Origin of the sequence: Streptomyces sp. NPDC090741 (assembly GCF_044769045.1) — a bacterium.
Taxonomy (GTDB): domain Bacteria; phylum Actinomycetota; class Actinomycetes; order Streptomycetales; family Streptomycetaceae; genus Streptomyces.
In genome coordinates, this window is sequence record NZ_JBIVXF010000002.1 from 674294 (window position 1) to 686932 (window position 12639).

General features: G+C 73.7%; 12 protein-coding genes. 10 read left to right on the forward strand and 2 right to left on the reverse strand.

Translation table 11 applies throughout. The annotated features are described in order from the left end of the window. Nucleotides 1–80: 80 nt before the first annotated feature. Entirely contained in the window at nucleotides 81–1076 is a 996-nt protein-coding gene (locus ACIQU4_RS08110) for an alpha/beta hydrolase family esterase (protein ID WP_403727230.1), read from the reverse strand. 85 nt (nucleotides 1077–1161) lie between these two features. On the opposite strand from ACIQU4_RS08110, the gene ACIQU4_RS08115 reads away from it, so the two are divergent. From ACIQU4_RS08115 to ACIQU4_RS08145, 7 genes are all read left to right on the forward strand, one after another. Then, nucleotides 1162–2130: a LysR family transcriptional regulator gene (locus ACIQU4_RS08115; protein ID WP_403727231.1), complete on the forward strand. Its 969-nt coding sequence runs from the start codon at nucleotides 1162–1164 to the stop codon at nucleotides 2128–2130. Then, on the forward strand, nucleotides 2127–3020 hold the full coding sequence (locus ACIQU4_RS08120) for a serine hydrolase (protein ID WP_403727232.1): 894 nt from the start codon (nucleotides 2127–2129) through the stop codon (nucleotides 3018–3020). The genes ACIQU4_RS08115 and ACIQU4_RS08120 overlap by 4 nt, the downstream gene beginning before the upstream one ends. 83 nt (nucleotides 3021–3103) lie before the next feature. Beyond that, nucleotides 3104–4315, forward strand: coding sequence for a sensor histidine kinase (locus ACIQU4_RS08125; RefSeq protein WP_403727233.1), 1212 nt, complete (start codon nucleotides 3104–3106; stop codon nucleotides 4313–4315). Then, nucleotides 4312–4977, forward strand: coding sequence for a response regulator (locus ACIQU4_RS08130; RefSeq protein ID WP_403727235.1), 666 nt, complete (start codon nucleotides 4312–4314; stop codon nucleotides 4975–4977). Before ACIQU4_RS08125 ends, ACIQU4_RS08130 begins: the two co-directional genes overlap by 4 nt. A gap of 134 nt (nucleotides 4978–5111) precedes the next feature. Further along, nucleotides 5112–5408: an SHOCT domain-containing protein gene (locus ACIQU4_RS08135; RefSeq protein ID WP_403727237.1), complete on the forward strand. Its 297-nt coding sequence runs from the start codon at nucleotides 5112–5114 to the stop codon at nucleotides 5406–5408. Between the two features lie 70 nt (nucleotides 5409–5478). Next, entirely contained in the window at nucleotides 5479–6264 is a 786-nt protein-coding gene (locus ACIQU4_RS08140) for a carbonic anhydrase (RefSeq protein ID WP_403727239.1), read from the forward strand. A 109-nt stretch (nucleotides 6265–6373) separates the two neighbouring features. After that, entirely contained in the window at nucleotides 6374–7054 is a 681-nt protein-coding gene (locus ACIQU4_RS08145) for a hemerythrin domain-containing protein (protein WP_403727241.1), read from the forward strand. A 10-nt stretch (nucleotides 7055–7064) separates the two neighbouring features. On the opposite strand, the gene ACIQU4_RS08150 is transcribed toward ACIQU4_RS08145, so the two are convergent. Beyond that, a complete protein-coding gene (locus tag ACIQU4_RS08150; RefSeq protein WP_403727243.1) occupies nucleotides 7065–10025 on the reverse strand; it encodes an AfsR/SARP family transcriptional regulator in 2961 nt (986 codons plus the stop codon). Between the two features lie 117 nt (nucleotides 10026–10142). Here ACIQU4_RS08150 and ACIQU4_RS08155 point away from each other — a divergent pair, with 117 nt between their 5' ends. From ACIQU4_RS08155 to ACIQU4_RS08165, 3 genes are read left to right on the forward strand one after another with little or no spacing between them, the layout of a single operon-like run. Further along, nucleotides 10143–11579: a zinc ribbon domain-containing protein gene (locus ACIQU4_RS08155; protein WP_403727245.1), complete on the forward strand. Its 1437-nt coding sequence runs from the start codon at nucleotides 10143–10145 to the stop codon at nucleotides 11577–11579. A 24-nt stretch (nucleotides 11580–11603) separates the two neighbouring features. After that, nucleotides 11604–11975, forward strand: a complete 372-nt coding sequence (locus tag ACIQU4_RS08160) for a hypothetical protein (RefSeq protein WP_403727247.1) — start codon at nucleotides 11604–11606, stop codon at nucleotides 11973–11975. Nucleotides 11976–11994: 19 nt separating this feature from the next. Beyond that, entirely contained in the window at nucleotides 11995–12621 is a 627-nt protein-coding gene (locus ACIQU4_RS08165; protein ID WP_403727249.1) for a hypothetical protein, read from the forward strand. Nucleotides 12622–12639 lie beyond the last annotated feature (18 nt).

Sequence of the window (12639 nt, forward strand, 5' to 3'; positions counted from 1 at the left end):
TGGCCCCGTACACCACACTCGGGGGCCGGGCTGTGGTGTACGGCGCCATGAGCGGCGCGGGCGCGCGGCGGCGGCCGCCGTCAACGCCGCCCGGTGGAAAGGAAGTCGAGCAGGGTGGCGCTCGCGTCCAGTGCGGTGCTGACGGAGCCGAAGCCCGCGGGCGGGGGAACGGCCGAGCCGGGCCAGGTGTGGCCCGCCCCGTGCATGACGAGCAGCCGCACCGCCGCCCCCGCGGGGCCGGCCGGCCAGGTGACGGAGTCGTAGCCGGGCTTGCCCTCCTCGGCAGGACTGCCGGCCCCGCCCGCGGCGGCGAACGCCTCCGCACCGGCCCGGGCGGACATGGTCGCGGTGATGGGCTCCTCCCCGGGAGCGGCCGGCCCGGGACTGGGCAGCCCGGCCAGGGGCCGTACGGGGTCCTCGGCCCCGTAGACGATCAGGACGGGCACCGGCCCGGTGGGCTTCACGGCGGCGGCCCCGGTGGGGAGTTCACCGGAGACCGAAGCCGCGCCCGCGACCAGGTCCGGACGCTGCGCGGCGATCCGCAACGCCATGGAGCCGCCGTTGGAGAACCCGGCGACATAGACCCGGTGCGGGTCCGCCCGGCCGGTGCGCACGAGTTCGGCGACCAGCGCCTCGGTGAACCGGACATCGGCCTCCGGATCCGGGCGCCGGTCGGTGGGAGCGGTGCCGGCGCCCCAGGCCTTGCCCAGGGCCTCGGGATACACGAGGAGCATGCCGCGGGCCTCGGCGGCCCGGTCCAGGCCGCTCTGCTTGCGCAGGTTCTCGGCGTCGGCCCCGCGCCCGTGGAAGGCGATGAGCAGCGGCCGGGGTCCGCCGCCGTCCGCGGCGGGGCGGTGCATCAGGTACTCCCGGGTGCCGCCGCCCACGGTCAGCCGCTCCCGGCTGTCGACACCGGGGACGGCGGGGACGGCGGGGGCGGAGGCGCTCGGCGTCGAGGTCGACCCGGCCGCGGCGGGCGGCCGCGCGGCCGTCGAGCAGCCGGTGAGCCCGGCGGCGGTCAGCGCGAGGCCGAGGGCGAAGGCGGCGGCGTACGGGGAGAAGGGATTCGAGGACATGCCGTGAGCACAACACCGCCGCCCGCCCTCCGTCCAAGTTCCCTATGGATCTAGGATCGATCAAACTCCGATATCGTTGCTGGCCGTGGACCTGATCCGGCACCTGCAGTGCTTCGTGGCTGTTGCAGAAGAAAGACATTTCGGCCGTGCCGCCGAGCTGCTCGGCATGGCCCAGCCACCCCTGTCCCAGCGCATCCAGCGCCTGGAGCGCGAGCTCGGCGTCCGGCTCTTCGAACGCACCAGCCGCCAGGTGACGATCACCGCGGCGGGCACGATGCTGCTGGAGGACGCCCGTCTGCTGCTCGCCCGCGCGGACGCCCTCGCGGCCACCGCCCGCCGCATCCGCGACGGCGAGAGCGGACTCCTGCGGGCCGCGCTGCCGCCCGACCTCGCCGGCGAGGCGATCGCCGCGATCCTGGCCGCCTTCCGGCAGCACCACCCGGGCGTGGAGCTGGAGCTCCACGAGCTGTCCACCGCCGAGCAACTGGCCCGGTTCACCTCCCGCGAGCTCGACGTCGGGTTCGTCCGGCACCCCTGCGACATCGCCGGCCTGGAGCTCGGGCCGGTCCTGCGCCGCGAACTCGGCGTGCTGCTGCCCCGCGAGGCCCCGGCCGCCGCCCTGGACGAGGTACCGCTCGCCGCCCTCACCGGATACGGCCTGGTCCTCTTCCCGCGGGCCGAGGCACCCGCCCTGCACGACGACGTACTGAACACCTGCGCCCGGGGCGGCTACACACCCGCCACCGTCCGCCAGGGCCGAGGCCCCGGCTTCGTCCGCGGCCTCGTCCTCTCCGCGAACGCCGTGGCCTTCGCCCCGCGCGACACCGGGTCGGCCGACGCCCCGGGCCCGCAGGCGGACATCGTCTGGCGGCCCCTCGCCGGCGCCCCGCTGGCCTGGCGCCACAGCGTGGCCTGGCCGCAGGGCCGCGGCGACTCCGCCGTCGGGGCCTTCGCCGAAGCGACCACGCGCGCCCTGTGGAACACTGCGGCGGTGACCGCCGACGCACCCGCGCGGCCGCTCCACCTGCGCCCGGCAGCGGAGTACTGGCTGTGAACCACGCCCTGCGCCGCATTGCCGCAGCCTTCGCAGAAGCCGGCGTCAGCGGCCGGCTGCACGCCGTCGACATCGATTCCGGTACGGAGATCGACGCCGGTGCGGACCACCCGGTCGTCACCGCCAGCGTGCACAAGCTCTGTCTGCTCGTCGCCCTCCACCAACACGCCGCGGCCGGCCGCCTGGACCTCACCGAACTGGTCGAGTGCCCGCCGGCCGACCGCACCGCCGGTCCCACCGGACTGGCCGCCATGCTGGATCCGGTACGCATGTCCCTGCGCGACGCCGCGTATCTGATGACGGCCGTCAGCGACAACGCCGCCGCGGACCTGCTCCTCGCGCGCATAGGCCTCGACGCCGTCAACGAGGCCACGGCCCGGCTCGGCCTGACCCGCACCCGCGCCGTCCACACCTTCCGCTCGCTCTTCGCCACCGTCCGGGAGGACGCGGGCCCCGACGCGGCCCGGGCCCTCGCCGACCCGCAGGTCCTCGGCCGGCTCCGCGCCCTCGACCCGGCCCGGAGCAACCGCAGCACCCCCCGCGACATGACCCGGCTGCTGGCCGCCGTCTGGCGCGACGAGGCCTGCACCCCCGAACACGGCGCCGCGATCCGCCGCCTGCTCGGACTCCAGGTGTGGCCCCACCGGATGGCCGCCGGATTCCCCTTCGACGACGTCCACGTGGCCGGGAAGACCGGAAGCCTGCCGACCGTGCGCAACGAGGTCGGCGTCATCGAGTACCCCGACGGCGGCCGCTACGCCGTCGCCGTCTTCACCCGCGCCGCCAACCCCGCGGCCACCCTCCCCGCGGCCGACGCGGTGATCGGCACCACCGCCCGCATCGCCGTCGACGCCCTGCGCGCGAGGCAGGCTCCGCCGGAACCTGCCTGATCCGGGCGTACTCCACCGGGAGTACGCCCGATCGGCCCGCCCGGCGGACGACGGCGGCGGGCCCGGGCGTCTAGCGTGGCCGCATGGCGGAGCGGCGGTGGGAGTACTGGGCGGAGCGCACCCGCGGCGGGCGGCTGCCGTGGCGGTCCTCGCTCCTCGTGGCCGTGTTCGCGCAGGCGGCCACCGGGTGGGTGCAGCAGGTCCAGCCCGGCCGCGAGCCCATCGGCGTACTCGGCCGGCTCCTGCTGCTCCTCGGGCCCGCCCTGCTGCTCCTGCGCCACCGGTACCCGGTGCCCGTCCTCTACGGCGTCTGCGCCGTCACGCTCGGATACCTCGCCGCCGGATACCCGTACGGCCCCGTCTTCATCAGCGTCGCCGTGGCCTGCCTCGCCGCCGTCGTCTCCGGACACCGCTACGCAGCCTGGGGCGCGGTGGGCGCCCTGTGGGCCGGCCATCTGCTCATCGCGCACTGGCTGTACCGCTGGCTGCCGCCGCCCGGCGACGGCCCCGCCCCCTGGGGGACGGAGGGCGGCATCACCGCCTGGGCGATCGCCGTACTCGCCGCGTCCGAGGTGGTCCGCGTACGCCGGGAGCAGTGGGCCCGGGACCGGGCCGAGCGGAAGGCCGCCGAGCGGCGCCGGGTGGACGAGGAGCGGCTGCGGATCGCCCGCGAGCTGCACGACGTACTGGCCCACAGCATCTCCGTGATCAACGTGCAGGCGGGCGTGGGCCTGGCCCTGCTCGACACGGACCCCGAACAGGCCCGTACGGCGCTCACCACCATCAAGGCGGCCAGCAAGGAGGCGCTCGGCGAGGTCCGGCAGGTCCTGAACACCCTGCGCGCCCCCGGTGAGGCCCCCCGCGACCCCGCCCCCGGACTCGACCGGCTCCCCGAACTGGTAGCCCAGGCGGCCTCGGCCGGGCTCACCGTCTCCGTGACGGGAGAGGCGCAGGCCCGGGGACTGTCGCCGGCCACGGATCTCGCCGCGTTCCGGATCCTCCAGGAGGCGCTCACCAACGTGGTGCGCCACTCGGGCTCGCGGACCGCCCGGATCCACCTCACCCGCCCGCTCGGTGCGCTGGAACTGCAGGTGGACGACGACGGGCCCGCCACCGGCGGCGACGCCGGCGGCAGCGGCACCGGCCTGATCGGGATGCGTGAGCGGGCCGCCGCGCAGGGAGGCACCATCGAGGCCGGCCCCCGGCCGGACGGCGGCTTCCGGGTGCTGGCCAGGCTCCCGCTGACGGACACCGGATCGCCGGGGAGACCGGCATCGAGGGAGGACCAGGAGTGATCCGCGTACTGCTCGCCGACGACCAGGCGCTGGTCCGGGCCGGCTTCCGCGCGCTGCTCGACGCGCAGCCGGACATCGAGGTGGCCGGCGAGGCCGCCGACGGGGCCGAGGCCGTGCGCCTGGCGCGCGGACTGCGCCCGGACGTCGCCCTGATGGACATCCGCATGCCCGAGCTCGACGGCCTCGCCGCCACCCGCACGATCACCTCGGACCCCGGACTGGCCGCGGTGAAGGTGGTCATGCTGACCACCTTCGAGCTCGACGAGTACGTCTTCGAGGCGATCCGCTCCGGTGCGTCCGGGTTCCTGGTCAAGGACACCGAACCGGAGGAACTGCTGCGCGCGGTACGGGCGGTGGTCGCGGGCGACGCGCTGCTCTCACCCGGGGTGACGCGCCGGCTGATCGCGGAGTTCGCGGCACGGTCGAAGGCCCCGGAGGCGGCGGCCGGGCTGGACCGGCTGACCGAGCGGGAGCGGGAGGTGATGGCCTTGGTCGGCCTCGGGCTGTCCAACGCGGAGATCGCCCGCAGGCTGGTGGTCAGCCCGCTGACGGCGAAGACCCACGTCAGCCGGACCATGATCAAGCTCGGCGCCCGGGACCGCGCCCAGCTGGTGGTGCTCGCGTACGAGTCGGGGCTGGTCAGGCCCGGCTGGCTCGGCTGAGGCCGCTCCGGCCGGGAGCTACTCCCGCAGCCGTACGCACGGTGCCGCCGGCCGTACGACGACCCGGGCACCCTCCCGGGGGGAGTCTCGGAAGCGACAAGGAAACCGCACCCCTTCCGAGGAGCTGAACCGAGATGAACACCCTGGCCTACGACGGGCCCGGCCCGTGGATCCTCTTCGTACCGCTGATCTGGGCGGCCGTCGTCTTCGGCTTCGTCACGGTCCTGCGCCGCACGGTGTGGCGCGGCGGCCGCGGCCCGCGCGGACCGTGGGCGACCCGGGGCTCGTACGGCGAGAACTCGCCGATCGCCATCCTGGGCCGCCGGTTCGCCACCGGCGAGATCGACGAGGACGAGTACTGGCGCCGGCTGTCCGTCCTGGACGAGCAGTTCGGCCGGACGACCCTGGACGGCAAGGGCGGGGCCGGCTGACCCCGCCGGACTTCCGATATCCCGCCCCGCACCCGGGCAGGGGAACCGGAGGCGGGGCTACCGTCCTGCGATGGATTCGAACGCACGGATAATGGACACCCCTTCGCCCAGCCGCCGCGGCCTGCTCCTTGCCGCCGCGGCGGGCTCGGCGGCCGTGGGGTCCGTCCTCCCCCTCGCCTCGGCCTTCCCCGCCTCGGCCTTCCCCGCCTCGGCCTTCCCCGCCTCCGCTCCCGCCCCGGCGCCGCCCGCCGAAGCGGAGACCGTCGCGGGCCCCGTCTCCCCTGAGGAGGCCCTGCGCCGGCTGAGCGCCGGCAACCGGCGCTGGCGTACGTACGGGCAGGAGCACCCGCACGAGTCGGCCTTCATACGGCTGCGACTCACCAGGGCCCAGCACCCCTTCGCGATCGTCCTCGGCTGCGTCGACTCCCGCGTGCCCCCGGAGCTCGTCTTCGACCAGGGCCTCGGCGACCTCCTGACCGTACGCTCGGCCGGCGAGGTACTGGACGAAGCCGTCCTCGGCAGCGTCGCGTTCGGGGTCCTGGAACTGGAGATCCCGCTGCTGCTGGTGCTCGGCCACCAGTCCTGCGGGGCGGTCGGCGCAGCCATCCGCGCCGAGGAGACCGGTGAGCCGCTGCCCGCGCACATCCAGTACCTGGCCGACCAGATCCGGCCGTCCATCGACCACACCCGGCAGGGCGAGGCCCGGATCGACGCCACCATCGACGCGCACGCCCGGCGCACTCGCGACCGGCTCGTGGCCGAACCCGACATCGCCCGGCGCATGGCCGCCGGCAAGCTGGCCGTCGTTGCCGCCCGCTACGACCTCCGCGACCAGAGAGTGCGCACCTTGGCATAGACCGGGCTCCCCGGGGGCGCTGGAGCGCCGCTGTGCGCCCCTGGTGGAGACGGACGGCCGCCCGCCACGCTGGAGTCCGGTACACCCACCAGGACGGGGGTCATGGTCGATGTCTACGTCGATGGAGAACCAGGGAAAACCGATCACCACGCACGACATGGTGGTGGTCCACCGGATGTTCCGGCGCGAGTTCGGGGAGGCGGCGGGCCGGGTGCGCGGAGTGCGCCACGGCAGCCGTGCCCAGGTCAGGCTGGTCGCGGAGCGGCTGGAGCTGCTGCTGGACACCCTGCATCACCACCACGAGGGCGAGGACCGGCTGTTGTGGCCCAAGCTCGCCGAACGCCGGCCCGAGCAGGGCGAGTTGTGGAAGCGGATGCAGGGCCAGCACGCCGAACTGTCGGCCCACCTCGCACGGGCGGGCGCCCTGCTCGGGACGTGGGCGGCCGCCGGCGGGAGCACCCACCGGGAGGAGCTGGCCGAGGCGCTCGACCAGGTGTCCAAGGCCGCCGGGGACCACTTCGACCAGGAGGAGCACGAGGCACTGCCGCTCGTCCCCGGGGCGGTGACGCAGGCGGAGTGGGACGAGATCGGCGACGCGGCCAGCGCCGCCGTACCCAAGAGCAGGCTGTTCACCGTCCTCGGGATGATCCTCAAGGAGACGGACCCGGGCGAGCAGATCCTGATCATGGGCCACCTGCCGCTGCCGCCCCGGGTGCTCTGGCGGGCGGTGGGTGAACGCAACTTCCGCCGCCTGGAACAACGCCTGGAGGCGGCGGTCGGCCACGGCTAGGGGGTGTCCGCTAGCGGGTCTCGCACTCCTTCAGCCCGGCGATCGCGAGCGCGCGCGCCGTGGGGTACGCGCCGGCGCCGGGCGCCGCGAGTACCGTCCGGAACTGCTGGCCCGCCTCGCGGACCCGGCCCGCTGCCGAGTAGGCGTGGCCCAGCCTGCTGCGGATCTCCATCTCCATCCGGGTCTGCTGGGGCTCGTTCAGCGGGGACAGCGACTGGATCCGGGCGAGGGCCTCGTGGTGGAGAGCCATGGCCGCCTCCAGGTTCCCGGCGCCCAGCTCCGCCGTGCCCAGCATGCTCAGCGTGATCGCGGTCAGCGGGATGTCGCCTGCCTGCTGCACCAGGTCGGCCGCCCGGCGCAGGAGCTCCTTGGCCTCGGCGAACTGGCCGAGGTCGAGGTGGACATCGGCGGCGCAGCTCAGGGCCCTGCTGATCATGGCGGGCCGCCCGTTCGCCTCGGCGCGGACAGCGGCCTCGGCCAGGCACAGGAGCGCGTCGCCGGTCCGCCCCAGCGTGCGGTAGGTCATGCCCAGCAGACAGAGCACCATCGCCATCAGCCAGTCGTCCTCCAGCGGCCGGGCCAGGTCGACCGCCGCGGTGAGGGGGGAGAGGGCCGGCTCGAACCGGCCGGAGTTCAGCTCGGCGGCCCCGATCCCGCTCAGGGCCCGGGCCTCCTCGCGCCGGTCCGCGCGATCGCGGCTCAGGCGCAGCGCCTCGGTGAACATCGCGCGAGCCCGTGCGGCGTCGCCCTGGTGGATCTCGACGATCCCCAGGCAGTTGCGCAGTGCGGGCGCCATCCGCCGGTCGGTGGCCAGGTCCGCCTGGGGGAGGGCGACTTCCAGGGCCGTGCGGCCTTCGTGGTAGCGGCCCCGGCGCAAGAAGTGGTCGGTCAGCGCCTCGGCGATCCAGCAGGCGTGATCGGCTTCGCCGAGGCCCGCCGCATGGCCGACGACGTCGGCGAGTTCCGCGTCGGCGGCGTTCAGCCAGGTACTCGCGTCGGCCCAGCCCGAGAAGGCTCCCGTCGTGGGCGGCCCGGTGGGGAAGCCGTCGGAGCCCCAGTCGCTGGCGGTCCGGCCCGCGTCCACGTAGAGGCGGAGTACGGCGGTGCGCGCCGCCCCCGCTTCGGCCGGGCCGGCCTCCGCGAGTCGCCGGGCATGGACCCGTACCAGGTCGTGCAGTCGGTAGCGGCCCGGCCGGGGCTGTTGCACCAGGCTCGTATCGACCAGGCTCTCCAGGAGCTGCTCGGCGTCGCGGGCCGGCCGGCCCAGCATGGCCGCCGGCGTCAGGGCGTCGAATTCGCTCGTCGGCGTCAGGCCCAGGGCGCGGAACCCCTGCTGCTGCGAGGGAGTGAGCTGGTCGTACGACAGGCGGAAGGCCGCCTCCAGGCTGCGGTCCCCGGCACGGAGCTCGCCGAGCCGCTGGTCGTCGTCCGCCATACGGTCCACCAGATGGGCGAGGGTCCAGACGGGGCGCGTCTGCAGTCGTGTCCCGGCGATGCGCAGAGCCAGCGGCAGTCCGCCGCACAGCCTTGCCAGCTCGCGTGCGGCCGCCCGTTCCCCGGCCGTGCGCTCCTCCCCGACGAGATGCCCGAGCAGACTCTGCGCGTCTTCCGTCTCCAGGGGCTCCAGCGTGATGCGACGGTCGGCGTCGAGTCCGGCCAGTCGCCGGCGACTGGCCACGATCACCATGCTGCCCGGTCCCGCCGGGAGCAGTGGCCGGATCTGCGCGCTTCCCCGCGCGTCGTCCAGTACGAGGAGCAGCCGCAGCGAGCCGGTCGCCGCGCGCCAGGCGGCGCCGAGTTCGTCCAGATCGGCCGGTACCTCGCTGTCGGCCGTGCCGATCGTGCGCAGGAGCCGCCGCAGTACGCGCTGGGGCGAGAGCTTCTGCCGCCCCGGGCTGTGGGCGCGCAGGTCGACGAAGAGGCAGCCGTCCGGATAGTGGCCGCGTAACTCCTGGGCCGCGCGGACGACGAGGGCGGTCTTGCCGACCCCGGCAATGCCGTCGACGGCCGCGACCCCCACGGAGTCGGGTGGGAACGCGGTGGCCAGCAGGGCCCGTTCGTGCTCCCGCCCGATGAGGACGCCGGTGACGCCGGGCAGTTCGTTGACGGGAGGGCGGGGCCGGGGCGGGGCGGAGAGGTCGGCCGGGCCGGCCGCGGGGAGGGCGGCGAGGCGGGCCGCGGCCGGGCCGAGGAGGAGTTCGTCGTCGCGGCGCAGCACCGCTTCGTACACCCGGCTGAGCGCGTCGCCGGGGCTGACCCCGAGCTCGTCGCGCAGCCGCTCGCGCATGCCCTGATAGGCGTTCAGCGCCTCGGCCTGGCGCTGGTTGGCGTACAGGGCACGCATGTGCAGGGCCAGGAGCGACTCGTCGTACGGCTCGGCCGCGGACAGCGTGGCCAGACCGTCCAGGGCCTCGGCGGCGCGGCCCAACAGGAGGAGGCATTCGAGCCGCTGCGACTGGAGTGTCCTTCGGCGTTCGGTCAGCCGCCGCCGCTCGGCCTGAGCGAACGGCCCCGGCAGCCCGGCCAAGGGCTCTCCCCGGAACATCGCGAGGGCGTCGGCGAGCAGGGCCATCGCGGTGGCCACGTCACCGGACGCCTTCACCCGCCGCGCCTCCTGGACCAGCTCGGCCAACTCGGCCACGTCGACGCGGATTGCGTCCACGGCCATGCCGTACCGGCCCTGGCTGCTGCGGATCACCGACTCCTCGTACCCGGTTCCCTCCGGGTCGAGGGCCTTGCGCAGGGCGTAGACGTAGCTCGGCAGGACCCGGTGACCGGAGCCCGGCAGCGCCGAGCCCCACACCCCGTCGAGCAGGTCCTCGTGGCTCACGGTGCTGCCCGGCCGCAGTGCCATCGCGGCCAGTACGGCTTGGCGCCGGACGGGTCCCAAGGCCAGCGGCGTCGTACCCCGCCAGGCCCGTACCGGTCCGAGCAGCTCGATCCTGAGCCGCTGCGGAGATTCCCCGTCCACTCGAACCCCTTCACGCACATCATCGAAATTTCATCAGCATTGCAGTGCCCCCGGCCACGCTTGGCAAGGCTCATGGTGCACGAGTGCATGCGGAATGGCTTGAAATCGGGGGGAGTCATGACGGGTTCGGCCCCTGCGCGCCGCACCGCCGTGCCGGGTTGGGGCGGCAGCCGGGACGTGACCAGATATTTGTGCGCGGCCGCGTACCTGGATCGCGCCTACGCGACGTCGCTCGTCAAGGACGTGGCGGCTGAGCCGCATCTGGGCGTGGCCGCGGCGCCGGCGTGCGACGTCCCGGTGGTGCTCAGGCACGCGTACCTCGCGAACGCCCGCAGGCACAGCCGGGACATCCTGCTCGTCTTCCTGTTGCTGTTCGCCGTCATCTTCCAGCTATTGGTGGGAATGCCCGGGATCGCCCTGTTGATGTTGTTCCTCGCGTGGGTGACGGTGTTCTCGTTCGAGCTCTCCACCAAGTACGGCCGGTCGATGCAGGGTCTGCGCCCGGACAGCTTCGACCCCGCGGCCGCCCCTGAGCCGATCAGCAGGAGCGTCGCCGCGCGCCTGCGTGAGGTCGGCGAGTACGCCGAGGGGAACGTCACCACCTACAGCGGCTACTCGCCGTTCGCCGGGTACGGGTCCGCACGCGACTCGTGGTCACTGGCCTTCGACGTCACCTCGCCGAGCCGGCCGGGGGTCGAACCGCGGGATTTCGACGTGACGGACCTGTACGCGCACGTCGCGGGACGGCTCGGCACGCTGGGCCTGCCCTGTCTGGAAATCGAGGAGCGGGTCTTCGTCGACGGCTCGGCCGTCCGGGAGGACCGGCGCTTCCTGCCCGATCCCCTCGGCCGGCCCGTCACCGTCATCACGCCCGAGGCCATGGACGCGCTGAAGCGGTCGCCGGAGGAGAAGGTCCGGCCCTACCTCGCCGTGCACTCCACGGGCTGGGGCGGTGAGCTGGTGACGTCCCTCTTCATCCGCCTCGTCCGCTCGGATTCGAGCCTCGTCGTGGAGGCGGCCCCGACGGTGCTGTTCCCCCTGCGCGACAGCTACCGGGTCGTCGACACGCTGATGCCCAGCCCGCCCCTGTTCGAGGTCCTGAGGCTCGCGGCGGGAACCCTCGTACCGACCGTGTTCGAGCTCCTGGCCTCGCCCGTGCGCGCGATCGCGGGATTCGCCCCCGACTTCTGGATGTACTTCCGGGTTCGGGGGCAGGACAAGCTGATCACGCAGTTGCGCCGCTTCGACTACGGGGCCCGGCAGGCAGTGCGTCGCAACGTCGCCGACAAGAGCCACCAGCGCTACTTCCAGGAAGCGGACAGCGGCATGGTCCTCAAGGCGATCGAGAAGAGGGTGCTGAACGCGATCGTGGAATTCGCGGAGGCTCATGGAATCCACACGGACGAGCTGGTGCAACGGCAGGAACTGATCATCAATCACGGGATCATCGCGAGTCACGGAGCGAGTGTCCGAGGCAGCTCGGTCGCCTCCGGTGAGAACTCCAAGGCCTCGTCGAGAATCCTCAGGAAAATGCCGCGCGTGAAAATGGACTGACCATGGTGAGGGGCGAGGAGAGAAATGCGGAGTAACGAAGGGATCATCGCCACGGGGGGTTCGCAAGTCGTCTCCTCCGCCGTGGCGAGCGGCAGGAACGCGCACGCCGAGGTGCACAGCAGCGGGTCGACGCAGATCGGAGACGGGCGACAGCGATCGCCCCAGGAGATCCGGGACCTGTTCTCCCGGCTGATCGACGAACTCGGCCGTTCCGATCACCCCGACCGCGCCGATCTGATCGAGATCGCGGAGGACGCGCGTGAGGAACTCGCCTCCGAGAACCGGCGTATGGGAAAGCTGAGGATGCTCGCCAGGATGCTCCTGAGTGCGGTGGCGGGATTCACCGCGCTGGTCTCCCTCGCGGAGCCGATCGAAGAGGCGATCCGCGGTCTATGAGTGAGGGAGCCCGCAGGAAATGACCACGCCACCCACCCGGCCCGCCGGGCTCGGTTACGTCCGCGTGGGATTCACGGTGCTTCCCCGGTGGCTGCTGTGGCTGGTGGCGGCCCTCGTGGTGGTGGGCGGGGGGAGCGCGGCCGTTCTGCTCGCCGTGGCTCCCACGCCCGGGGAGCGGGCGGCCGCCGCGGCCCCGAGCGGCCCGCCGCCGGGAGCGGACAGCGGCTCCTCCCTGCCGTCGGCGGTCGTCCCGCCTCCCACCCCGCGATCGAGCGATCCCATTCCTCCCGCCTTCCCCTCCGCATCGGCCACCCGGCTCGTCCAGCCTCCGGTCGAGCCGAGTCCGGCGCGTGCGGACGACCCGGGCGAGGTCGTGGAGGAGTACTACCAGGACATCGCGAACCGGGACTTCGCCGCGGCCTGGGAACTCGGCGGCAAGTACATCGCCCACACCTCCTACGCGAAGTGGGTGGCGGGGTACGACACGACGGCGAGCATCTCGCTCGGCTCGGCGAGCACGGTGGACCCCGGCCGGGTCCGGGTCGTGATCCGTGCGTTCCAGACGGACGGCACGCTGAGGGCGTACGAGGGGACCTACACCGTGTCCGGTGGTGTGATCGTCGGCGCCCAGGTCACCGAGAAGTGACCCTGATCCGCCGGACAC